This is a genomic window from Halostella pelagica, assembly GCF_004762015.1.
Classification (GTDB): Archaea; Halobacteriota; Halobacteria; order Halobacteriales; family Natronoarchaeaceae; genus Halostella; species Halostella pelagica.
In genome coordinates this window covers 1-22,522 of the sequence record NZ_SJES01000009.1, presented here as the reverse complement: position 1 = coordinate 22,522, position 22,522 = coordinate 1, and the positions used below count along the sequence as shown (strand labels likewise).

At 65.6% G+C, this 22,522-nt stretch carries 19 protein-coding genes and 1 rRNA gene; 11 read left to right on the top strand and 9 right to left on the bottom strand.

The genetic code is table 11. The features are described from left to right. Window positions 1-13: 13 nt before the first annotated feature. From EYW42_RS17205 to lipA, 4 genes are all read right to left on the bottom strand, one after another. The gene (locus EYW42_RS17205; protein ID WP_135536674.1) at window positions 14-1,006 is read right to left on the bottom strand and encodes an alpha-ketoacid dehydrogenase subunit beta; all 993 of its coding nucleotides are present in this window, start codon (window positions 1,004-1,006) and stop codon (window positions 14-16) included. A 3-nt stretch (window positions 1,007-1,009) separates the two neighbouring features. Then, window positions 1,010-2,119 carry a pyruvate dehydrogenase (acetyl-transferring) E1 component subunit alpha gene (gene pdhA, locus EYW42_RS17200; protein ID WP_135536672.1) on the bottom strand — a complete coding sequence of 370 codons (1,110 nt, stop codon included), beginning with the start codon at window positions 2,117-2,119 and terminating at the stop codon, window positions 1,010-1,012. Window positions 2,120-2,383: 264 nt separating this feature from the next. Further along, window positions 2,384-3,613 carry a hypothetical protein gene (locus EYW42_RS17195; RefSeq protein WP_135536670.1) on the bottom strand — a complete coding sequence of 410 codons (1,230 nt, stop codon included), beginning with the start codon at window positions 3,611-3,613 and terminating at the stop codon, window positions 2,384-2,386. 76 nt (window positions 3,614-3,689) lie between these two features. After that, window positions 3,690-4,667 carry a lipoyl synthase gene (gene lipA / locus EYW42_RS17190; RefSeq protein ID WP_135536668.1) on the bottom strand — a complete coding sequence of 326 codons (978 nt, stop codon included), beginning with the start codon at window positions 4,665-4,667 and terminating at the stop codon, window positions 3,690-3,692. A gap of 218 nt (window positions 4,668-4,885) precedes the next feature. Between lipA and EYW42_RS17185 the strand changes: the two genes are divergently transcribed. The 3 genes from EYW42_RS17185 (at window position 4,886) to EYW42_RS17175 (ending at window position 9,474) form a co-directional block, all read left to right on the top strand. Then, entirely contained in the window at window positions 4,886-6,283 is a 1,398-nt protein-coding gene (locus EYW42_RS17185) for an MATE family efflux transporter (RefSeq protein WP_135536666.1), read from the top strand. Between the two features lie 177 nt (window positions 6,284-6,460). Further along, window positions 6,461-8,851 (top strand): DEAD/DEAH box helicase, encoded by a 2,391-nt coding sequence (locus tag EYW42_RS17180; RefSeq protein ID WP_135536664.1) that lies wholly within the window; start codon window positions 6,461-6,463, stop codon window positions 8,849-8,851. A gap of 290 nt (window positions 8,852-9,141) precedes the next feature. Continuing rightward, window positions 9,142-9,474, top strand: coding sequence for a hypothetical protein (locus tag EYW42_RS17175; RefSeq protein WP_135536662.1), 333 nt, complete (start codon window positions 9,142-9,144; stop codon window positions 9,472-9,474). Between the two features lie 21 nt (window positions 9,475-9,495). On the opposite strand, the gene EYW42_RS17170 is transcribed toward EYW42_RS17175, so the two are convergent. After that, window positions 9,496-10,152 (bottom strand): HAD family hydrolase, encoded by a 657-nt coding sequence (locus EYW42_RS17170; RefSeq protein WP_237561365.1) that lies wholly within the window; start codon window positions 10,150-10,152, stop codon window positions 9,496-9,498. Between the two features lie 75 nt (window positions 10,153-10,227). On the opposite strand from EYW42_RS17170, the gene EYW42_RS17165 reads away from it, so the two are divergent. Both EYW42_RS17165 and endA read left to right on the top strand, forming a co-directional pair. Further along, on the top strand, window positions 10,228-10,968 hold the full coding sequence (locus EYW42_RS17165; RefSeq protein ID WP_135536660.1) for a topoisomerase DNA-binding C4 zinc finger domain-containing protein: 741 nt from the start codon (window positions 10,228-10,230) through the stop codon (window positions 10,966-10,968). 69 nt (window positions 10,969-11,037) lie between these two features. Next, window positions 11,038-12,057: a tRNA-intron lyase gene (endA, locus tag EYW42_RS17160; RefSeq protein WP_135536658.1), complete on the top strand. Its 1,020-nt coding sequence runs from the start codon at window positions 11,038-11,040 to the stop codon at window positions 12,055-12,057. A gap of 4 nt (window positions 12,058-12,061) precedes the next feature. Here the strand turns inward: endA and EYW42_RS17155 are convergent, their stop codons facing one another. Then, on the bottom strand, window positions 12,062-12,745 hold the full coding sequence (locus tag EYW42_RS17155; protein WP_135536656.1) for a class I SAM-dependent methyltransferase: 684 nt from the start codon (window positions 12,743-12,745) through the stop codon (window positions 12,062-12,064). Between the two features lie 83 nt (window positions 12,746-12,828). Here EYW42_RS17155 and EYW42_RS17150 point away from each other — a divergent pair, with 83 nt between their 5' ends. Further along, on the top strand, window positions 12,829-13,479 hold the full coding sequence (locus EYW42_RS17150; protein ID WP_135536654.1) for a helix-turn-helix domain-containing protein: 651 nt from the start codon (window positions 12,829-12,831) through the stop codon (window positions 13,477-13,479). 48 nt (window positions 13,480-13,527) lie between these two features. After that, on the top strand, window positions 13,528-15,345 hold the full coding sequence (locus EYW42_RS17145; protein WP_135536652.1) for a tryptophan--tRNA ligase: 1,818 nt from the start codon (window positions 13,528-13,530) through the stop codon (window positions 15,343-15,345). A 75-nt stretch (window positions 15,346-15,420) separates the two neighbouring features. Here EYW42_RS17145 and EYW42_RS17140 read toward each other — a convergent pair whose 3' ends face one another. Beyond that, entirely contained in the window at window positions 15,421-16,068 is a 648-nt protein-coding gene (locus EYW42_RS17140; protein ID WP_135536650.1) for a methyltransferase domain-containing protein, read from the bottom strand. Between the two features lie 369 nt (window positions 16,069-16,437). Here EYW42_RS17140 and pheS point away from each other — a divergent pair, with 369 nt between their 5' ends. Both pheS and pheT read left to right on the top strand, forming a co-directional pair. Further along, entirely contained in the window at window positions 16,438-17,946 is a 1,509-nt protein-coding gene (gene pheS, locus EYW42_RS17135; RefSeq protein ID WP_135536648.1) for a phenylalanine--tRNA ligase subunit alpha, read from the top strand. Beyond that, window positions 17,946-19,697 (top strand): phenylalanine--tRNA ligase subunit beta, encoded by a 1,752-nt coding sequence (gene pheT, locus EYW42_RS17130; protein ID WP_135536646.1) that lies wholly within the window; start codon window positions 17,946-17,948, stop codon window positions 19,695-19,697. The genes pheS and pheT overlap by 1 nt, the downstream gene beginning before the upstream one ends. Before the next feature lie 31 nt (window positions 19,698-19,728). Here the strand turns inward: pheT and EYW42_RS17125 are convergent, their stop codons facing one another. Together EYW42_RS17125 and EYW42_RS17120 are read right to left on the bottom strand one after the other, a co-directional pair. Further along, window positions 19,729-20,784 (bottom strand): quinone-dependent dihydroorotate dehydrogenase, encoded by a 1,056-nt coding sequence (locus EYW42_RS17125; protein WP_135536644.1) that lies wholly within the window; start codon window positions 20,782-20,784, stop codon window positions 19,729-19,731. A 78-nt stretch (window positions 20,785-20,862) separates the two neighbouring features. Beyond that, a complete protein-coding gene (locus tag EYW42_RS17120; RefSeq protein ID WP_121816299.1) occupies window positions 20,863-21,060 on the bottom strand; it encodes a hypothetical protein in 198 nt (65 codons plus the stop codon). A 266-nt stretch (window positions 21,061-21,326) separates the two neighbouring features. On the opposite strand from EYW42_RS17120, the gene EYW42_RS17115 reads away from it, so the two are divergent. Together EYW42_RS17115 and EYW42_RS17110 are read left to right on the top strand one after the other, a co-directional pair. After that, window positions 21,327-21,632, top strand: a complete 306-nt coding sequence (locus tag EYW42_RS17115) for a non-histone chromosomal MC1 family protein (RefSeq protein ID WP_135536642.1) — start codon at window positions 21,327-21,329, stop codon at window positions 21,630-21,632. Between the two features lie 800 nt (window positions 21,633-22,432). Then, window positions 22,433-22,522 (top strand): 16S ribosomal RNA (locus tag EYW42_RS17110); the annotation flags it as partial.

Below are 22,522 nucleotides of genomic sequence, written 5' to 3'. Positions count from 1 at the left end.
TATCGTCTATCGTTCAGAACTCCACCGCGTCGCGGATACCGTTTTTGATACGTGCAGGTTCGGGTAGGTAGTAGTCTTCTAACGCATACAGCGGGAACGGCGTGTCGAAGCCAGTGATCCGCTCGACCGGTGCCTCCTGGTACAGGAGAGACTCCTCCTGAATGATGCTCGTTATCTCCGCGCCGAGGCCGCCCGTCTTGGGCGCTTCGTGGACGACGGCGGCGCGGCCGGTTTTCTCGAACGACTCGACGATGGCGTCGCGGTCGAGCGGGGAGAGAGTGCGCAGGTCGACGACCTCGACGTCGATGTCACCGTCGAGTTCCTCGGCCGCCTCCAGCGTCGGTCGTGTCATCGCACCCCAGGTAAACACCGAGATGTCGCTGCCCTCGCGGCGGACCGCGGCCTCGCCGAGCGGTACTTCGTACGACTCCTCCGGCACCTCGCCGCGGAACGCGCGGTAGATGAGCTTCGGTTCGAAGAACATCACCGGGTCGGGGTCGCGGATGGCAGCGGTTAGCATTCCCTTCGCGTCGTACGGCGTCGAGGGGATGGCGACCTTGAGCCCCGGTTGGTGGACGAAGAAGGCCTCCGTCGACTCCGAGTGGTGTTCCGGCGCGCGGATGCCGCCGCCGTACGGCGCGCGGATGACCATCGGGCAGGTGTACCGCCCGCGGCTTCGGGTGCGGAGGCGCGCGGCGTGGCTGACGATCTGGTCGAACCCGGGGTAGATGAATCCGAGGAACTGGATCTCGGTCACCGGACGCAGGCCGTAGGCGGCCATGCCGACCGCGGTGCCGATGATGCCGGATTCGGCGAGGGGGGTGTCGATGACGCGCTGGTCACCGAACTCGTCGTACAACCCTTCGGTGGCGCGGAACACGCCGCCGTTTTTCCCGACGTCCTCGCCCATGACGAGCACGTCGTCGTCCTGGCCCATCTCCGTCTCCAGTCCGTCTCTGACCGCCTGTACGAGTGTAAGATCCTGAGCTTGAGATTCTGCTGCCATAGTTTACTCCTCCAGTAGTGCGTCGTCGCCGTGCGTTTCGCGTAGTCGCTGTAACCACTGCATCTGCTCTTCGAGCCGTTTCGGCATGTCCGCGTAGACGTGTGCGAATATCTCCTCCGGGTCCGGCCGTTCGACCGATTCGGCGGCGTCGATAGCGTCCGCGACGTCTTCCTCTATCGACGCCTCGATAGCGTTGACCCGTTCGTCGTCGAGACGGCCCGACTCCCGTAGGAACGTCTCCATCCGCGGGATCGGGTCCTTTTGCTTCCAGCGCTCGACCTCTTCCTCGTCGCGATACACCGAGGGGTCGTCCGCCGTCGTGTGTGCGCCGAAGCGGTACTGCACCGCCTCGATGAGCGTCGGTCGCAGTTCCTCGTCTCCGGGGTTTTTCGTCTTTTCGACCGCTTCGCGGGTGACCTTATACACGGCGAGCGGGTCCATCCCGTCGACCTGTACGCCCTCGAACCCGTAGGCGTTGGCCTTCTGCGCCAGCGTCTCGCTGGCCGTCTGGCGCTCGCGGGGGACCGAGATGGCCCACTGATTGTTGTTACAGAAAAACACCGTCGGAGTGTCGAACACGCCGGCGAAGTTCAGTCCTTCGTGGAAGTCGCCCTCGCTCGTCGCTCCGTCGCCGAAGTAACAGAGGAACGACTTCTTCTCGTCCCGAAGCTTCGACGCCCACGCCGCACCCGTCGCGTGCGGTATCTGCGTGGCGATGGGGACGGCGGCGCTGAAGATGTTGGCGTCGTCTGGAATGTCCATTCCCTCCTCGCTGCCCATCCAGTACAGCAGCGTCTGCTTCAGCGAAAACCCGTGAACCAGCGCGGCCCCGTGTTCACGGTAACTCGGGAACAGCCAGTCCTCTTCGTCCAGGGCGTGCGCGCTTCCGATCTGCGCGCCTTCCTGTCCCGACAGCGGCGGGTACGTCCCCATCCGCCCCTGTCGTTGAAGGCTGACCGCTCGCTGGTCGAAATGCCGCGCGAGACGCATCTCGCGGTACATCTCGACCAACTCTTCGTCCGATAGGTCGGGCACTTCTGCGTCGTCAAGTACCCGGCCCGTGTCGTCCAGCACCTGTACGCGGTCCTGGGGATCGTGCTGTAGCGTACTCACGGTCGGACCCTCCGTACCATACTCCCATGGACAATCGCTCGGGTTATATGATTTTCGTAAATACTTTACTATCAACTCTATTCTTGCCTCGGTCTCGTAAGGACGTACGCCCGAGGCGGGAGATACACGACGCACGAATAACTGTTGGGTGAAGAACTGAAAATATCGGCACTTGCCACTCACGTCGAACGCGTTCTCTGGACGGACGGTCAGCGCCTCGGCGACAGTTTCCCGTCCGAGACGAACGGGCCCATCCGAACGCGGTCACGGGACGGCGAACGCGCCGAGCGTGACCTCGGAGTTCGGGTCGACGGAGGCTGTCCACCGGACGCGGACGGTCGTGGCGCGCTCTACGTCGACGGTGACGGAGTCACCCTCGGTGACGTGCCGCCGCTCGAACGTCTCGTGGAACCCGCCCGGTAACGGCCGGCCGCCGGCGGTGACGGTCAGGTTCGTCCCCAGGATACGCTCGTCGCCGTCGTGTGTGACCGTCACCGACCCGTCGCCGTACTCGAAGACGAACGTCGCGTCCGGTTGTACTGGGTTCCCGTGGTGGAGCAGGTCGAACTGCCCCGTCGCTATCTCTCCGTGGACGCTGAGAGTCCGATCGTCGGCGCGTACAGTGCGGTCGACGAACTCCTCGACGCCGCCGACGTATCTGTCGCCGGACCCGTCGCCGTAGCGGTCTTCGACGGCTTCGACCTCGGGCGTCCCGTCCGGATAGTCGAAGACGATCCTGCCGGCGGTCGCTCGTTCGCCGACGGTCCACCCGACGCCGGTCGCCGCCGGCGTTCCGATCGGTGCGGTCGGACGGTGTGGGTCGAGACCGGGGTTGCTGTCGAGCGGACTGCCGACCGTGGCGACCGGCGGCGCGCCGACCGCCTCGGCGACGCTCCGGACTGCGGGCGGGAGCGACTCGTCGCGTTCGAGCGCCTCGACCGACCCGTCCCAGTTCCCGTACCGCGAGTGGACGATCCCCCGTTCGTCCGGACGGTCCTCTCGGGCGTCCGCGACCGCAGGTACGGAGACGATGACGCGGTCACTGAACAGGACGGGCGACATCGGCGTTCCGTACACGACCTCGAACTCGCCGTCGTTGACCGCCTCGGGCGTCCCTTGCGCATCCGCGAGTGCGGTCCTGGCCGTCGACCGGCGGAAGTTGCCGACGACGAACATCGACCGCCCGGTTGCGACGAAGTGGTCGATGTCTTCGAACGGGAGACCGGTCCACGCCGTGTTTTGCCGCAGTCCGTCGGCAACCGGCGCGGCGACGGACGGGAGCACGTCCGCCACTCTGCTCGGTGCGAGATAGAACGCCGCCCGCCCTGGCGCGTCGGTCGACCCCATGAATCTGACGTACGGGTCCGGGTCGCGGTCCTCGTACTCAGGAGCGTCGGCGCGAAACGCCGCGGACTCGGCCGTACAGCCGGCGACCGCTCCGACTGCTCCGACTGCTGTCGCCCGGAGCGCGTCGCGGCGCGTCCACTCGTCCATACGCTGCGGTACTTCGACTGAACACAAAATAGTCGGGTGGTGAGATGTCAGCCGTCGTCCATCTCCGCGCCGTGGGTCAGTCGTCGCTCGCTTCCGGCGCAACGCTCTCGCGGGCGCGCTTGCGGGCCTGCTCGACGGATTTCCCGTCGCGCAGGACGGCGTCGACGAACAGTTCGCCGGCCTTGTACGAGGACCGCACCATCGGCCCGCTGGCGCAGTAGAGAAAGCCGAGTTCCTCCTCGGCGACGCGCCGCCAGGTTTCGTACTTGTCGGGATGGCTGTACGCCTTCACGGGGAGGTGGTCCCGCGAGGGTCGGAGATACTGGCCGAGCGTCACGACGTCGACGTTCGCCTCCCGCAGGTCTGCGAGGGTCTGATACACCTCGTGGTCGTACTCGCCGTGGCCGAGCATGATCGACGTCTTGGTGTAGATGTCCGACTCGCGGTCGACCTGTTCGAGGACGCCGAGGCTCTGTTCGTACCCGGCGCGCGGGTCTCGGACGGGCCGCTGGAGGCGCTCGACCGTTTCGATGTTGTGTGCGATCACGTCCGGTTCTGCCTCGATAATCTTCCGAACTAGCCGTTTTTCGCCCTGGAAATCCGGGATCAGCACCTCAACGAGAATGCCGGGATGGCGGCGCTTTATCTCGCGGATGGTTTCGGCGAAGTGACCAGCACCCTGGCCCGTCAGGTCGTCCCGGTCGACCGAGGTCAACACGACGTAATCGAGACCGATCTCCGCGACGGCGCTCGCCACGTTCGACGGTTCGTCCGGGTCGAGCGGTTGCCCTCCGCCGGTGTCGACGTCGCAGAACCCGCAGTTTCTGGTACAGGAGTCCCCCATGAGCATGAACGTCGCCGTGCCGCCGCGGTCCCCCGAGGCCCCGCCGGACGGCTTGTTTCGACCGCTCCAGCACTCCCCGAGGTTCGGGCAGTTCGCCTCCTCGCAGACGGTGTTCAAGTCGTGGTCCCGCAGCGTCTCCTTGATCCCGGTGAACTCCTGACCCGCTGGCGGTTGCATCTTCAGCCAGTCGGGTTTTCGCGGGCGACTCATGGACGGTACTGATGATTCGTCGGGTGAAAAACGTGGGGTTTTTGCGACAGTGACGACCGTAGGGCATCTCCGTCCGGAGGCGTCGACGCCGTCCGAGGGCGCGATGCCGTCGCGACGTTCGACGAGTCGCTGGACCGACACTAATGACAATATGTTGATTTTTCCGACTCCAAAACTATAAAAAGATGTCTCTATTCGGGGTTGAATATCAAAAGACCATGTGGGAAACTAGCCCGGAGGACATCACGGAGGGGTCGATCGCCCGGGTACTGGTGGTCCTCGCCGCACCGCTCGTCGTCCAGAACCTCGTACAGGTAGTTCAGCAGGTCGTCGACACCTTCTGGCTCGGCCGGATCGGCGAGGACGCCGTTGCGGCTGTCGGCCTGAACTACCCGGTGGTGGCGATGCTCGCTTCGGTCGTAATCATGGCTCCGTTCGTCGGGACCCAGGTGATCGTCTCGCAGCGAGTCGGCGCGGAGGAGTACTCCCGCGCCCGGCGGATCGCCGTTCACGGGTTAGCGGTCGGGCTCGTCCTCGCTCTCGTCGTGGGCGTAGTCGTCGCCGTTGGGGCGGACACCGTCGTCGAGGCTCTGGGCGCGGGCGACGACGTCGCACCGCTTGCCGCGACGTACCTCGCGACGTACGTCATCGGCCTCCCGGCGATGGCGTTGAGCGACGTGCTCGAAGGGGGGTTCATCGGCTGGGGCGATTCCCGCGCGGCGCTGTACATCAATGTCGTCGCCGTCGTGGTCAACATCGGTCTCGACCCGATCCTCATCTTCGGGTGGGGGCCGGTCGACGCCTACGGGATCCGGGGTGCGGCCTTGGCGACGGTGATCGGTTACACCGCGGGGTTCGCCCTCGCCCTCGCCATGGCTCTCGGCCTCCGGAACACGTTCACGTTGAGCCGCGACGCGGTGACGTTTCGGGTGGACGAGTTCCGGGAACTGCTCGATGTCGGTATCCCGTCGGCCGGGCGTCGGATCGCACAGGACGGCGTCAGAGTGGTGATAGTCGGCATCGTCGCGGCAGTCAGCGGCGCGGCCGGCCTCGCTGCGTACACCGTCGGCGCACGTATCGCAAGCGTCGCGTTCATCCCGGCGAGCGGGTTGAGTCAGGCGGCACAGAGCGTCATCGGCCAGAACATCGGGGCGGAGCGTCCCGCGCGGGCGCGAAAGACGACATGGATCGGCGTCGGCATCGGGGCCGGCGCGCTCTCGGTCGTCGGTGCCCTGCAGTGGGTGTTCCCCGTCGGTCTGACGCAGTTGTTCGTCCCCGACATCTCGACGGACGCGCTCTCGCTGACAGTCGATTACCTCCGGATCCTTGCGTACGGATACTGGGCCATCGGGGCGACGTACGTTCTGCGAGCCGGGTTCAACGGCGCGCGGCGCACCCGAACCAGCATGGTCGCCTCGCTCCTCCAGTACTGGGGGGTGCGACTCCCCATCGCCGTCGGTGGCATCGCGCTGTTCGGCATGGGCGTCCACGCCGTCTTCTGGGCGGTGACGCTGTCGAACGTGGCCGTCGCGGTCGGCCTGGGCACGTACTACTACTACAGCACCGAGTCCGGGATGTTAGACCGCGCCGTCACGCAGGCCGTCGCGGACGACTGATACTGCCGGACGGAGTCCCGCGACGAACTCCGGCACATCGGGGTGTCGGATCTCGTTACGACGGTCTGTCGACAGTGTGGCTGTGCCGGCCGCCGGCTCGGGGTCTGTGGACCCGCCGCTACACGATCGACCGCTACGGAAACGCCTTTGACCCCCGGACCCCCCGAACCACACGAGATGGAAGTCGCCGAGGTGGTTCCGGAGTTCGCCGACGCGTTCTCGTTCGAGGAGTTCAACGACATGCAACGCGAGGCGCTGCCAGCGATCGTCGACGGCGACGAGAACGTCGTCGCCAGCGCCCCCACCGCAAGCGGGAAGACGGCGCTCGCGGAACTCGCTATCTGCAAGACGCTCGCGGAGGGCGGCACCGCGCTGTTTATCGCCCCGATGCGCGCGCTCACCAACGAGAAGGAAGACGAGTGGGAACGCTTCGAGGACATGGGCTACTCCGTGTACGTCGTCACCGGCGAACGCGACCTGAACCCGCGACGCGCCCGGCGCGCGGACATCCTCGTAATGACGCCGGAGAAGGCCGACTCCGCGACCCGGAAACACGACACGCCCCGGTACTCGTTCATCGCGGACGTCGACTGCTGCGTCATCGACGAGGTACACCTGCTGGACTCGGACCGCCGGGGGAGCGTCCTCGAAGTGACGGTGTCGCGCCTGCGCCGCCTCTGTGACCCGCGGACCGTCGCCCTTTCGGCGACGATGCCGAACGTCGAGGACGTCGCCGCGTGGCTCGACGCTCCGCCCGAGGCCACCTTCCAGTTCGGTGACGAGTACCGCCCCGTCGACCTCAACGCCGGCGTGAAGACGTACACCCACGGTGACAACGCCTTCGCCGACAAGTACCGACGGCTCTATCGCTCGCTCGACCTCGTGGAGCCGCACATCCGCGACGGCGGGCAGGCGCTGGTGTTCGTCTCCTCGCGACAAGACACCGTCCAGGCGGCGAAGAAGGCACGCGACGAGATCGGCGAACGCGACATTCCCGTCGGCGCACGCGGCGACTACGACTTCCACACCGAGACGAAGCAACTCGAAAACGACACGCTCCGGAAATCCGTGTTAGACGGCGTTGCCTTCCACCACGCGGGGCTTTCGAAAAACGACAAGGACCTGATCGAGGAGTGGTTCCGCCAGGACCGCATCAAGATCCTCTTTTCCACCTCCACGCTCGCGTGGGGGGTCAACCTCCCCGCCCGCTGTGTCGTCATCCGCGACACGAAGCTCCACGACCCCCTCGAAGGCGAGGTGGACATGAGCCCGCTCGACGTCCTCCAGATGCTCGGCCGCGCGGGGCGGCCTGGGTACGACGACGTGGGCTACGGCTGGGTGGTCTGTGACCGCTCCGACGCCGACAAGTACCGACGCCTGCTCCGGGAGGGCAAGGAGATCGAATCGCGGCTTGCAGGGGTCCCCGACTCGTCCGACTCGGGCGCTCGTCAGCGCAACTCCGACGGCGACCTCGACGCCCACCTCAACGCCGAGATCGCGATGGGCACTATCCAGGACTTAGACGACGTGATGGAGTGGCTCGAAACCACGTTCTACTACGTCCGCGCCCAGAGCAAACCGGCCGAGTACGACTTCGAGAACCTCCGCGACCGCGTGCGGACCGAACTCGAACGGCTGGTCGACCGCGGCTTCGTCGAGACGGACGCGAACCTCGGCGTCGAGGCGACGGGGCTCGGCCTGCTCGCCTCGAAGTTCTACCTCCGCCTGGAAACCGCCGAGCGGTTCCACGACCTCGCCGTGCGTGACTCCATCCCGACGGACGCCATCCTCGAAGCGGTGGCGAGCGCGACTGAGTTCGACAGCGTCAGCGCCCGGCAGTCCGAGCGGGACGCGGTGGAGGCGGTTCTTTCGAGTCAGAACGCCGGCGACCTAGACCACGGCCCGCGGAAAGTGCTCGCCATCCTCCGCTCGTCGATGACGGGGTCGACCCCCGCGGAACTGCGCAGCGACGCCTGGGTCATCCGCCAGAACGCGTTGCGTCTCGTCTCCGCGCTCCGGGGCTTTCTCGATCGCTTCGCGGACCCGCGCGACGCCAACCTCGCGCGCCGCGTCGAGGCCCGCATCGAGAACGGCGTCAGCGACGACGCCGTCGGCCTCACCGCCATCGACGGCGTCGGCTCGGGCCGCGCGAGCAAACTCGCCTCCGAGGGGATCGAGACGCCCGGCGACGTGGTCGACGCCGGCGTCGCTGGACTGGCCGACGCCGGCCTCTCCGAGGGCGTCGCCGAACGCGTCGTCGAGAGCGCCCGCGACCTCCCCGCCGTCGCAGTCGAGTGGGGCGACTTCCCCTCGACCGTCGCCCCCGGCGAGAACGACATGCGCGAGGTGTCAGTTCGGAACTCGGGTGCCGCGGCGCAGGCGGGCGTCCGCGTCACGGTAAACGGCGTCGAGATGACGACGTCCGACGGCTATCTCGACGACACGCTGACCGCGCCCGTCGGCGTGTTCGGCGGGAGCGACGACGAGATGACGTTCACCGTCAGCGTCGCGTTTCCGGACCTGCCGCTGTTGCCGGTCGAGGAGCACCGGACGGTGCGGGTAGCGTGATCAGGCCCAGCCGTGCGTTGCCGCGTCCGACGCGATCTCGTTGTCCGTGGCGTCATACCTGAGAACGTCGTCGATCTCGCGCGTCCGGACCCTTGAGACGTTTCGTCTCTCTTGGAGATACTTCTCGGGGTGTTTTGGTACAAGGGATCCGCATCTATTTGGGCTGACTCTGATAAATATAAATTACTATTCATATTTTTTCAACACACAAGGAATATCTTCATAAAAGTTTGAATTGGAATGAGGTGAGAGCAATGAACCGTCAAGGATTATGGGCAACGTTTCTTACTGTGAGTCTCGTCGGAGCCATCGGCTTTTGGCTGCTGTCGTTTTACTCCGACCCGTACACGAAGGCGGTGGTCGGCGTCCTCCTCGCCGCGATCGTCGCCCGCGTCGTCTTCCCGAAGCTCCGGGACTACCGGTTCGACGACGCGGCCGTGGGCCGTGGTGTGCGAACGTTTCCGGTCGCGCTGCTGGTCGCCCTCGTCGTGGTCCTGAACTTCGTGCCGGCGGACGCTATCGCCTCTGCGAAGGCGCTCCTCGTGGCGGTTTCGGTCGCCGCTATGACGAGCTATCTGGTCGCGGTGTACGACGTGCGTGCGACGCTCGCCCGGCGGATCTAACCGCGCCGCCCGCCGCCGACTTCAGGCCGTCCGCGAAAGCAGGTCGTCATGCAGTTCCTCCGCGCCGTCCGCGACGGCGTCGGCCTCGTCGAGGTCCATCTCGGCGTTCGTCTCCGTCCGGTAGCCGACGGCGGTCATCCCGGCCGCCTTGGCCGATTTGACGCCGTTTTTCGAGTCCTCGACGGCGATGCAGTCGGCGGGGTCGACGCCGACCTGCCGCGCGGCGTGTTCGAACACGTCCGGGGCGGGCTTGCTGTCGGCGTCGATGTCGTCGGCGCTGACGACTGCCTCGAAGAGATCCGTCAGGCCGAACCGCTCGGTGACCATCCTGATCCACTCCTGCGGCGACGACGACACGACGGCGACCCTGCACCCGCGGTCGCGGAGCGTCTCGACTAGATCGCGGAAGCCGGGCATCAGGTCAACCTTCTCCGCGTAGATCCCTTCGGCGGCGGACTCGTACCGCCGTTCCCACTCTTCGCTGTCTATCGCCACATCGTAATACTCGTCCAGATAGTCGTAGATCTCCCGGTAGTTGATCCCGGTTATCTCGTCCTCCGAGATATCCCCGTCGGGGACCGCCGCGGGCAGTATCTCTTCGGTTTCCAGTTCGACCCAGAAGTCCTCGGAGTTGACGATCACGCCGTCCATATCGAACAGTACAGCCGTCGGTGACACGTCTCGACCGACGGCGCGACGCGTCAAATGTTCTGCCCCGCAGGTTTAAGGCCGAAACCGGGACCAGCCCGGGCCATGTCCGCGACCGACTCCCCCGACGCTCCGATCCGCGTGCTCGCCGGCGACTGTACCGTCGTCTACGACGGCGACCGCCGCGAGGAACACCGCGGCCGCGTCACCGTGGTCGTCAAGCCCGACAACACCGTCCTTGTCCACGATGCCGACGGCTATCAGCCCGTCGCGTGGCTGACCCGGGCCGACGCCGTCGCCTGCTCGCGTGACGGTAGCTTCGCCGTCGACGCGCACGCCGGCGACCAGCGACTTCGAGTCGTCGCCCACGCCGAGGACGGTTTCGCGCGGTATCCCTCCAGCGAGGCGGGGACGCCCGTCGGCGACTGTCCCGACTGCGACGGCACGCTCGTTCGGACCGGCGGCGCGGTGTCGTGTCTCGACTGCGGCGAGCGCTACGGCCTCCCGTCCGGAGCGATCGTCACAGACGAGCGCTGCGACTGCGGTCGCCCCCGACTTCGGGTTGAACGCGGCCAGCCGTTCGACGTCTGTCTCGACCGCGAGTGCGAGTCACTTGACGCCGCCGTACAGGAGGCGTTCGACGGCGTCTGGAACTGCCCGGACTGCGGTGACGACCTGCGTGTCCTCCGCCGCGGCGGTCTCCTGGCGGGTTGTGACTCGTATCCTGACTGCGACGCGAGTTTCTCGCTTCCGGCGGGCACGGTCGTCGGAGAGTGCGACTGCGGGCTACCGCTGTTCGACACGGGAACCCGAAAGCGGTGTCTCGACGGGACCTGCGAGGCATGAGTGGCTCCCTTCGTTCGTGCCGCGCTCCCGACCACAGCCCCTTTGCCCTCGCGCCGTCCACCGACGAGTATGGACGGACACCTTCGGGACGGCGTCGTCAGAGTCGGCGGCGACGCCCGCCAGCGGTTCTACGATTCGCGGGGCTACGGCCGGCCGCTTGGCGGGAACGAGATTGCCCTCGCGCGCACCGAGGCGGCCCACCTCCTGTTCCGGGGGGACCTCGACGCCGTCGACGGAATGAGCTTCCGCGAGTTCCTCACCTCAGTCGACGACCCACGCTTCGGCGTCCGCTTTCTCGTGTACGCCGACCTCCGCGAACGCGGGTTCTACCTCTCGCCCGCCAGGGAGGACTGGGTTCCGGACCCGGACGACACCGACTTTCACGTCTACCCGCGCGGGAAAGGTCCCGGCGACGGCGAGGTGGCCTACCGGGTGCGAGCCGTGGGCGAGCGTGCGTCCGTCCCCGCCGCGACGCTCGGCGACCGCGTACTCGCCATCGTCGACGAGGAAAGCGAGATAACGTACTTCGAGACGGGCCGGCCGGACGTCGGCGGCACCAGCGGCATCGACCTCCCCGATAGCGTCCCCGCCGACCTGCTCTCGGACCGCGTCGTCTGCTGGGAGTCGCCGGCCCACCTCCACGAGCAGGGATTCTACGGACAACCGCTTGCCGGCCGCGACGGCGACCGCGAAGCGCTCCAGCTATCGCTCGTCGAGGCTGCGTACCTCGTGGAACGCGAGGTACTAACTCTCCCCCGTGAGGCGGTCGTCGACCGCGGCCGTGCCGTCGAGGGCGAACGGTTCGACCGCCGCCTCCTGGTGTATGCGGACCTTCGGGACCGCGGCGTCGTCCCCAAGACCGGTTTCAAGTTCGGCGCTGACTTCCGGACGTACGCCGACGTCGAGAGCGTCGACGACCTGGGACACTCCGAACTACTCGTTCGCGTCCTGCCGTCGGAGTACGCGTTTGCGCCGCGGGACTTGGCGCTCGACGTGCGCCTCGCCCACGGCGTCCGCAAGACGATGACGTTCGCGCAGGTCGACGGCGAAACGGTGCAGTGGCGGTCGGTCGAACGGCTGACGCCCTGAGGACTCACTCCGCGGGCCGACGAGTCGCGACAGCGGTGTAGTTCACTCCCGCGAAGTACGTCTCCACGACGTCGCAGTCGCCGAACGTGCGCTCGACGGCGGTCGTGACGTTCGAATCGACGTTCCAGTTCGCGACCAGATGCAAGGCCCGCGCGAGAAGCGGGTTGACGATCCGGAGCGGACCGGACGGGACTCGTCGGATGTCGAAGACCGCGAACCGTCCCCCGGGGACGAGCGCGTCGCAGACCCGCTCGACGGCCTCTTCCGGCGACGGCATCACGCTGAGCGAGAGGGTCGCTATCGCCGCGTCGTACGCCGACGGTTCGAGGTCCGCCCTCGTCGCATCCGCGCGACGGACCTCCACGTTCTCCCAGCCACGCTCGGTGACCCGCTTGCGGGCCCGGTCGACCATCTTCGGACTGTAATCGATCGCGACGATGCGCCCTTCGGGACCGACAGCCTCCCGGAGCAGTTCGAAGTTCACGCCCGGCCCACAGCCGATATCGAGCACGGCATCCCCCGGTTCGAGGTCGAGATAGCGGACCGTGGTTTCACGCATCGGCTCGTAGTCCGACTCGCTTCGTTCGTAGTGGTCGCTCCACCAGTTCCAGACGCGGCGGCTCCGTTCCAGATGTCCTCCGTCCGGGTCGCTCCTGCTCTCACCCGCCGGTCGTGTCGTTTCGCTCATACTCTGTTATCGAACGGCGAGCGGGAGGGTTCTATCCCCGATACTTTTCGGAGGTTTAAGTATTCACCCGCAGTACGCCCGCTGTGAAGTCGCTGGAACTCGTCATCGAATACACGGCCGAGACGATCCATCCGATGCACGCGTTCGTCTGCGAATCCCCTGCAGTCGAGCAGGAGGTGATGCTAGAGGGGAAGACAGAGGGCGGCAAGCGGACACTGCTGTTCTACGTCGAGGGCGACCCCCGGGTCTACGAAGCGATGCTCTCCGCGCGGGATTCGATCACCGAGTACGATATCCGGCCCGACGGCGACGGCGGGTTCTTCCTGTACATCCGTGCGCCGAACGGCGAGGGCGAGGAGTTGCTGCTCGACGCATTCAGCCGGGACACCGTCGTGGTCGTCCCGCCGGTCGAGTTCCGTGCCGACCGGACGATGCGTCTGACCGCCGTCGGCCACGGCACGGACCTGCGAGAGCTACTGGACGCGATCCCGTCTGAGCTGAGCGTCGATATCCTCTCGGTCGGTCCGTTCACCCGCGGTTTCGGCCCGTCTCTTACCGACAGACAACGGGAGGCACTGGAGGCCGCCCAGTCGGTCGGATATTACGAGATTCCCCGGGAGGGCGGCGTCGAAGCCATAGCCGCCGAACTCGACTGCGCCGTCTCGACGGCCTCGGCGTTGCTTCGGCGCGCGGAGTCGCAACTGGTCGCCGACACGCTCGGCGACCGCCCGTAACGCTCCGAAGCGAACCCCTTTTGCCCATGTCGCCGCGATGCTACGGTAATGACTGACGAGACTCGCGACGCCGACGAGACGGTCCGCCAGGACGACGGCGGAACGGAGGCGGCGGGGGCCGACACCGAGGCGTCGAAGACGCCTCGAGCAGACGGTGGAACCGTCGACGACGTGGCTCTCGACCCGTGGGGCTCCTCCAGCGTTTCCGACTACCGCAAGCTGTTCGAGGAGTTCGGCATCGAGGAGTTCGACGAGGTGCTCCCCGAAGTGCCCGCTCCGCACTACCTGATGCGCCGCGGCGTCATCTTCGGTCACCGCGACTACCGGCCCGTGGCGGAGGCGATGCGCAACGACGAGCCGTTCGCCGCGCTCTCGGGGTTCATGCCGACGGGCGACCCCCACATCGGCCACAAGCTAGTCTTCGACGAGATCATCTGGCACCAGCAACAGGGCGGCGACGCCCACGCGCTGATCGCCGACCTCGAAGCCCACAGCGCCCGCGGCCTGACGTGGAAAGAGATAGACGAGCACGCGCGGGACTACGTGCTCTCGCTGCTGGCGCTCGGCTTCGACCCCGAGGACGGGACGTTGTACCGCCAGTCGACCAACCGCGAGGTGCAGGACCTGGCGTTCGAACTCGGCAGCGAGGCGCGCTTCTCGGAGTTCCAGGGGATCTACGGCTTCGACGGCGAGACGGACGTCTCGCACATGCAAAGCGTCGTCACGCAGATGGCCGACATCCTCTACCCGCAACTCGACGAGCCGAAGCCGACCGTCATCCCGGTCGGCCCGGACCAGGACCCGCACGTCCGCCTCGCTCGCGACCTCGCCGCCCGGATGCGCTTTTTCAAGGTCACCGAGGCGTTCGCCAGCTTCGAACTTGCGGACGAGCGGGAGCGGGCGCTCGTCGGGTGGTTCTACGATGCGGTCGAGACGGCGATCGAGTCCGGACTCGGGATGGAAACGAAACGTGTCGACGCCGACGAGGCGGATCTCGGGAACGTCACTTGCGAACAGGCGGCAATCCTAATCAGCGAACTTCGTGACGCCGTAGCGAACGCGGACGATACGACCGTAGACCTGTCCGATGTGAACGTCGACGTGGTTGAGATCGAACGAGCCGGGTACGACCTGTCCGAGAACGAATGGTCAGAAATCATCGACGCGTTGCTTCCGCTTGACGCCAAGACACTCCGCCAGACTGACGATGAAACCATCGAATCGACGCTGGATAAGCTTCATTCTGGTGGGAAAGAGCCCCTCCAACGCCGAACACGCTTCGTCGCACAGCACGCGGACGACGAGGCGTTCGACGCCCTGATCGAAGCGATCGACGGCGAGAAGCGCGTCTACGACGAGCACGCCGACTCGTTCGACCTCGACCGCGACGTGGCGGAGGAGCTCGCCCGCGATGTCGAACTCGACAACGGCGGCTACGGTTTCGTCCCGCCCTCGTCCATCTACCACCGCTTCATGACCGGCCTCACCGGCGGGAAGATGTCCTCTTCCGTTCCGGCGAGCCACATCTCGTTGCTCGACGACCCCGAGGAGGGTTACGACAAGGTCAAGTCCGCGACGACCGGCGGCCGCGAGACCGCCGAAAAGCAGCGCGAACTCGGCGGGAAAGCAGACGAATGTCCCGTGTACGAACTGTACGCGTACCTGCTCTCCGGCGACGACGACGAGTTCGCCAAGGAGGTGTACGACGAATGCGTCACCGGCGAGCGCCTCTGCGGCGGCTGCAAGGAGCAGGCCGCCGAACTGATGGAGGAGTTCTTAGAAGACCACCAGGACAAGCGCGAGGAGTGGGCGGAGAAGCTAGACGAGGTCGATATCGACCTGAACTCCGCCCGTAAGCGGGTGTAACCGTTCCGCAGCCGAAACGGTCCGCTCCGGCCGCCGGAGACCACGGCGCGGTCGAACCGTCCACCGCGCTCGCGGCTACTTCTCGACGTACACCGTCGGCCACTCGGGGTTCTCTTCGAGGACAGCCGTCGCGTCGACCGCGCTCCAGTAATCGTGCGGTTCTGCGCCCAGCACCTCTCTCACGCGCTCGCGCGTGATCAGGTTCTCGCCGTCCCGGACGAGGTGAAACGCCTCGCGCTTTCGCTCGTCGAACTCCTCGCGGACGGCTCGCTGAAGTCGGTCGGTCGGGTAGTTGACGACCAGGTGCCCGCCCTCGCAGACGAGGTCGAACAGTGCCCGCAGAGCTGATTCCGGGTCCGCGACGAAATACAGCGTGGCGACGCAGTAGACCACGTCGAACTCCCGGTCTGTCGCCAGGTCGGGGAGTTCGTCGACGGCGAAGTGGAGGTTCTCCAGTCCCCGCTCCGCGGCGAGGAGACGGTTGTCGCGGACGACCGTCTCCGAGAGGTCGTACCCGTAAACGTCCATCTCCGGGTAGCGCTCGGCCAGTTCGAACGGCACGACCGCGGGTCCGCAGCCGACGGAGGACAGATCCCGGGGCATCGCTCCGTCGTCTCCGGCGACCGTCTCCAGAAACAGCGCGAGCAGGTCGGCCATCTCCTCCCCCGCCAGATACGCGCAGCGGTCGTACTCGGCCTCGCGGTAGAACTCGTCCCAGTCCATCGCCGGCGGTTCGCCGCGGGAGCGATTAAAACGTCCGGTCCCGGCGACGAACGGAGCGGGTTCCAGCTGAGCGCCGCGCAGTTAGGGGGTCACGAAACGGGTCGCCCGCTTCCGCGTCGGTACCGAACTGCCCTCGCAACGTTTTTACTCCGCGTGCGACTATCCCTCACTATGGCATCCGAACCCCACTGCCGGCGTCTCGCCCGCCAGCCGCAGGTCGCTCCGGGGTTCGGCTTTTTCCTTTCCGGGTGATCACGGGCTGTGGACTGCGCGGCGACGCGCCGGGAACCCGGCCGCCGCGGACGAAACCGCCCACGTCGAACCGGAATCGGTAACTGACGACCCCAGAGTACGTGTACCAACGAGCGAATGAAGCTACCAGCATCACAGGTCGCGGTGTTAGAGACCGCGAGCGCGAACGAGGCACAGACAGTCGAGCAACTGGCCGAGGCGACCGACCTCCCACCCGAGACGGTCACGGGTGCCGTCTTCGAACTGGCAGACGCAGAGCTCGTCTCCGTCGAGGAGGCCACCGAGGAGAGCGTCTCGCTGACCGACGAGGGCGCGACGTACGTCGACGGAGGCCTGCCCGAGATCCGCCTGTACGAGGCGGCCCTCGACGCCGGCGCGGACGAAGCGGCGGTAGAGATGGGTCGCGTCATCGGACAGTCCGGTCTGGAGGGCGCGGCGGTCGACATCGCGCTCTCGAACTACGCCCGCAAGGGGTACGGAAGCATAGAGAACGGTGAAATAACGGCCGACCCCGACGCGGACCCCGACAGCGACCCCGAGGCCGCGGCACTGTCCACGCTGTCTGCGGACGAATCAGTCGACGAGGACGGCGTTCTCGACCAGTTGGAACGCCGCGACCTCGTCGACCGGAGCGAGTCGACCGTTCGCTCGGTAACGTTGACCGGTGACGGCGTCACTGCGATGATGGAAGGCGTCGAGACGGCCGAGACGGTCGACCGGATAACGCCGGAACTGCTCACGTCCGGCGAGTGGGAAGACGTCGAGTTCGCCGAGTACAACGTCGAGGCCGACGCCGCCGAGATAAACGGCGGGAAAGAGCATATCCTTCGACAGACCGCGAACCGCGTGAAAGACACGCTCGTCGGCATGGGGTTCGAGGAGATGGAAGGGCCGCACGCCGACGCCGAGTTCTGGATCAACGACTGTCTGTTCATGCCCCAGGACCATCCGGCGCGGACCCACTGGGACCAGTTCGCGCTGGAGAACCCATCTGAGATCGCGGAGCTCCCCGAGGACCTGGTCGAGCGCGTCCGCGACGCGCACCTAAACGGCGTCGGCGAGGACGGCGAGGGCTACCACTCGCCGTGGACCGAGGAGGTCGCGAAGGGGATCGACCTGCGCGGCCACACAACGTCGCTGTCAATGCGCTATCTCTCGGGGTACGCGCAGGGCGACCTGGAGCCCCCCGAGCGCTTCTTCAGCGTCGAGAAGGTGTACCGCAACGACACCCTCGACCCGACGCACCTGCTGGAGTTCTTCCAGATCGAGGGCTGGGTGATGGCCGACGACCTTTCCGTTCGCGACCTGATGGGGACGTTCACGGAGTTCTACGAGCAGTTCGGCATCACCGACCTGGAGTTCAAGCCGCACTACAACCCCTACACGGAACCGTCGTTCGAGCTGTTCGGTACCCACCCCACGACGGGCGAACTCGTCGAGGTCGGCAACAGCGGGATGTTCCGCGAGGAAGTGCTCCGGCCGCTGGGCGTCGACTGCGACGTGATGGCCTGGGGGCTCTCGCTGGAGCGCCTGCTCATGCTGATGTACGGCTTCGAGGACATTCGGGACGTCCACGGGACGCTCGCTGACCTCGAACTGCTGCGGAACACCGAGGTGATTCACTGATGCCAGTCGTCGACGTCGACCCCGAAGAACTGCGCGAGTTGACCGGCCACGACGAGAAAGACGACGAGGAACTGAAGACGGACCTGTTCGGTCTCGGTTTAGAGTTCGAGGGCCGCACGGAAGAAGGCGAGTTCCAGTTAGAGTTCGCGCCGGACCGCCTGGACCGCCTCTCCGTCGAGGGGATCGCCCGCTCGCTGCGCTACCAGTACGGTGACGACCGCGGCGTGTACGTGCCGAACACGAACGACGCCGAGTGGACCATCGAGGTCGACGAGGACGTTCCGGACGAGCGGCCGTACGTCACCGGGGCCGTGATACGGGGCGTAGACCTGGACGAGGAGGCCCTCGAATCGCTGATCCAGTTGCAGGAGAAACTCCACGCGACGATGGGCCGCAAGCGCGCGAAAGGTGCCATCGGTATCCACGATCTGGCGATGCTCAAAGGCGCACCCGCACGGAAAGGCGAGGGCAACTCGATCCGTTACACCGGGATCGAACCCGACGGCGACCGGTTCGTCCCGCTCGACAGCAACAGCGAGATGACGCCAGCGGACGTGCTCACCGACCACCCGACAGGCGAGACGTACGCCGACCTCGTCGGCGAGTACGAGCGTTACCCCGCTATCTACGACGACATCGGCCTGTTCTCGTTCCCGCCCGTTATCAACGGCAAGCGGACCGAGGTGTCGACGGACTCCCGCGAACTGCTCGTCGAGATGACTGGTACCGACCAGTGGACCGTCGACCGGATGCTCTCTATCGTCTGCTACGCGCTCGACGCCCGCGGAGCGACCGTCGAGACGGTCACCGTCGAGTATCCCGACCGGGAACTCGTCCGTCCCGACCTCTCTACGCGGGAGAAATCCGTCTCCCACGACCGCATCGAGGGCCTCATCGGCGTCGACTTCGACCCCGAGGAGGTCGTCGACCTGTTCGAGCGGTCCGGACTCGACGCGGAGACGGCGGAGGGCGGCGTCGGGTCGCAGTCGTCGGATCGCCGGTCGGAGCCCGCCGACAGCCCCGTCTATGAGGTCGATGTCCCGTCGTATCGCGTTGACGTGCTCCACCCGCTCGACCTCGTGGACGACGTTGGACGCGCGTACGGCTTCAACGACCTCGAACCGAGCTATCCTGACGTTAGCACCGTCGGCGGTCGCCACGACCGCTCGCAACTCGAAGACGCCGTCCGGGACCTGCTGGTCGGTCTCGGCTTCGAGGACCTGCTGAACTTCCACATGATCAGCGAAACGGAGAACTTCGAGCGGATGCGGATCGACCCGGACGACGACGCAGTGGGGGCGGCCGACCCGGCGACCATCCGCGAACCGTACAGCGAGGACTACACGATGCTTCGCACGTGGGCGCTCCCCTCGCTGCTGATGGTACTGGAGAACAACACGCACCGGTCGTACCCGCAGGACCTGGCTGAGATCGGTCTCGCCGCGCACGTGGACGACTCCGAGAACACGGGCGTCGCCGAGCGACGCACCGTCGCCGGCGTTCTCGCGCGACACGACGCGTCCTACGAGGACGCCAAGGCACGTCTGCAGGCGGTCGCGCGGAACTTCGACGTCGACCTCGAAACGCCGCCGACCGACCACCCGACGTTCGTCGACGGTCGCACGGCCGCCGTGGTGATCGACGGCGAGTCGGTAGGCGTCATCGGCGAGGTCCACCCGTCGGTGCTCGTCGAACACGATCTGGAACTGCCCGTGGCCGGGTTCGAGTTCCGGATGGACGCGTTAGAATAGCTCTCCGCCTTTTCGCCCGCCCGTTTTTGCGTTACTCCAGGTCCGCCCCGACAGCGTCCTCCACGCTGTTGAACCCGTCTTCCTCCAGCAGTTCGAGTAGCCCCTCGTTGATCTCTCGGGCCAGCGATGGGCCTTCGTACACGAGGCCGGTGTACAGTTGAACGAGCGACGCGCCGGCCCGGATCTTCCGGTAGGCGCTCTCGGGGCCGGAGACGCCGCCGACGCCGATAACGGGCACGTCGACGCGGTCGGCGACGAACCGAACCATCGCAGTGGCCTCGTGTTCGATGGGCTTGCCCGAGAGACCGCCCCCCTCGGCGCGGTTTGGGCTACGGAGGGACGCCGGACGGTCGGTCGTCGTGTTCGTGGCGACGACGCCGTCCAGACCGAGGTCGTTGACGATATCCAGTGCGTCCTCCACCGCGGGACCGGGAAGGTCCGGCGAGAGTTTCACGAGGAGGGGGCTCGCGCCGGCATCGACGAGTTCGCCCAGAATGGCCTCCATGGACTCGCGGTTCTGGAGTTCCCGAAACCCCTCCGAGTTCGGGCACGAGACGTTGACGACGAAGAAATCGCCGCCGTCGGCGACGCGTTCGTACGTCTTGCGGTAGTCCTCGGGCGCGTTCTCGCTGTCGACGCGTTCGCTCTTTGCGATGTTGACGCCGATGGGCACGTCGGCGGCGGTCTCGCTCAGGCGCTCGCCGACGATGGCGGCCCCCTCGTTGTTCAAACCCATACGGTTGATGAGCGCGCCGTCCTCCCGCAGTCGGAACATCCGCGGACGCGGGTTCCCTTCCTGCGGTTCGGCAGTGACGCCCCCGACTTCAACGTGTCCGAACCCCAGGCTGGCGAGAGCGTTCGGGATCTCCGCGTTCTTGTCGAATCCAGCAGCCACGCCCACGGGGTTCGAGAAGGAACAGCCGAACGCTGACACCGCGAGTCGGTCGTCGTCGACGGTGTACCGTCTGGAGAGGCCCTTTTCGACGGGAGTCCCTAAAACACCCCGTAGCCCGCGGTAGACGAGGCCGTGTGCGGTTTCTGCCGGGAGACGAAACAGAAGCGGTTTCGCTACGTCGTACAGGTTCATTGTTCGTATCCTGGGGATAGAACCAGTATAAACCCCGCGAAGCGCCCAGTGATGCCACCGCGACGGGTACGGACCCCGTTAGAACTCGTGTTCGACCTCGTCTTTGTCTGCTTTTTGGATGATTATCTTGTCCTCGCGGACGCGGACGAACACCTCGTCCCCGATTTCCATGCCAGCCACCGCCAGTTCGTCCTCGTGTAGGTTGATGTGGACGTTGTGGTACTCGCCGTTTTCGTCTTTCGCACCACTCGGGCTGAGCTTCTTTTTCCGTACCATCGCGGTATTCTATCTCGACAGTCGCCACACGACATACTTAAGTGTTTTCTACGATCCCGAACCCAGAGCCCTACGATATCCGTCTCTGTCGCTCGATTCGTCCGCGCGCGACGTCACAACCCACTGATATCCCCCGCTCGACCGGTGAATCCCCTTCGTTTTCGGCATCTGGCTCGGAGTCCTTTATAAGACAGTGGTCCAATCCCCCTTCCGTCGGGGATATATTTATAATGAGGCATGTGCTGATTTGACACGGAGGCAAAACCATGGTACGTGAAGACGGTAAACGAAATTTCGCGCTTCGAGACAGCGGTGACGAACCGAGCGTGTTCTCCGGGAACACGCCCAGGCAGGCCGCACTGAAGGCGGCGCGCCGACTCAGTCCGGCGTCTAGCGAGGACGCGGCGGACCGAACAGAGCTCCGGCTACGGGAGAAAGGGACGGACAAAGTCCACATCTACGACGGCTGGGCCTGGGAAGAAGAGGCTCCCTCTGACAAGCCGGACTGGATGCCACAGGAGATAACCGAGGCAAACGTCTCGAAGAAAGGCATCGAACATCTCGACGAGTGACATCGGTCGCTCAGAACTGATTCCTTTTTAACACGCGTACGCGATAGTTGGTAAGTAAAATACTATTAGTCTCGGGTTCTCAGCGTCAGATGCACGGTGACGCCCGGTCCGACCAGGCGCCAGTGGCGTGGGATGATCGGCCGGCCTCCTGCCGTGCGACATTCGATAATCGGACAGCTACAGTAACGCTTGCAACTGTTTACATATCCGATCGCACGAGTGCGTAGGACTGAGTGTGTGATGACTTGCAAGTCATCAGCTACTATATGCGACCACAGCACCAACGAGCAACTGTGGAAAACCGTGGCACGGTAACGGGTTTCGGTGCCGGTTCGGTTCGACGGCCTTTTATGTAACCCGGCCATCCGAATGTAATGTGAAGGCCCGACCGGTTCCGGTCGGGACCTGCCGACGCCCGCACAGGGTTATCGAGCGGTCGGCCGCCGGAACTCTCCGGCGACCGACCCGTTCCGATGCCCTTAAGTGTGTAAGGGTGTTCGGTTGTAATGCGGAAAGCACACGACGCGATTGGCGGGGCGTTCAACTCGCTCCGTCGTACCGGACTTCGAAGGCAGTTCGAAGGGTTTATGAACCCTTCCAGCCTTACAATGAAGTCCGAAGGACATGAGGATTCCACCCCTGCGGTCCGCCGTACACGATGGGATCTGATGTTAGCCTTGGTAGTTCGGTGACACCCGGCCGTTCAACGGTCTGGCGGTCACCGGACACGGACCACGCAAGATGGTGTACACTCGTCTGAGTGTACCCGCCACGCCCCCTGGCCCTTAGTGGCCAGGTACATTCCGGTTGATCCTGCCGGAGGCCATTGCTATCGGGGTCCGATTTAGCCATGCTAGTCGCACGAGTTTAGACTCGTGGCGAATAGCTCC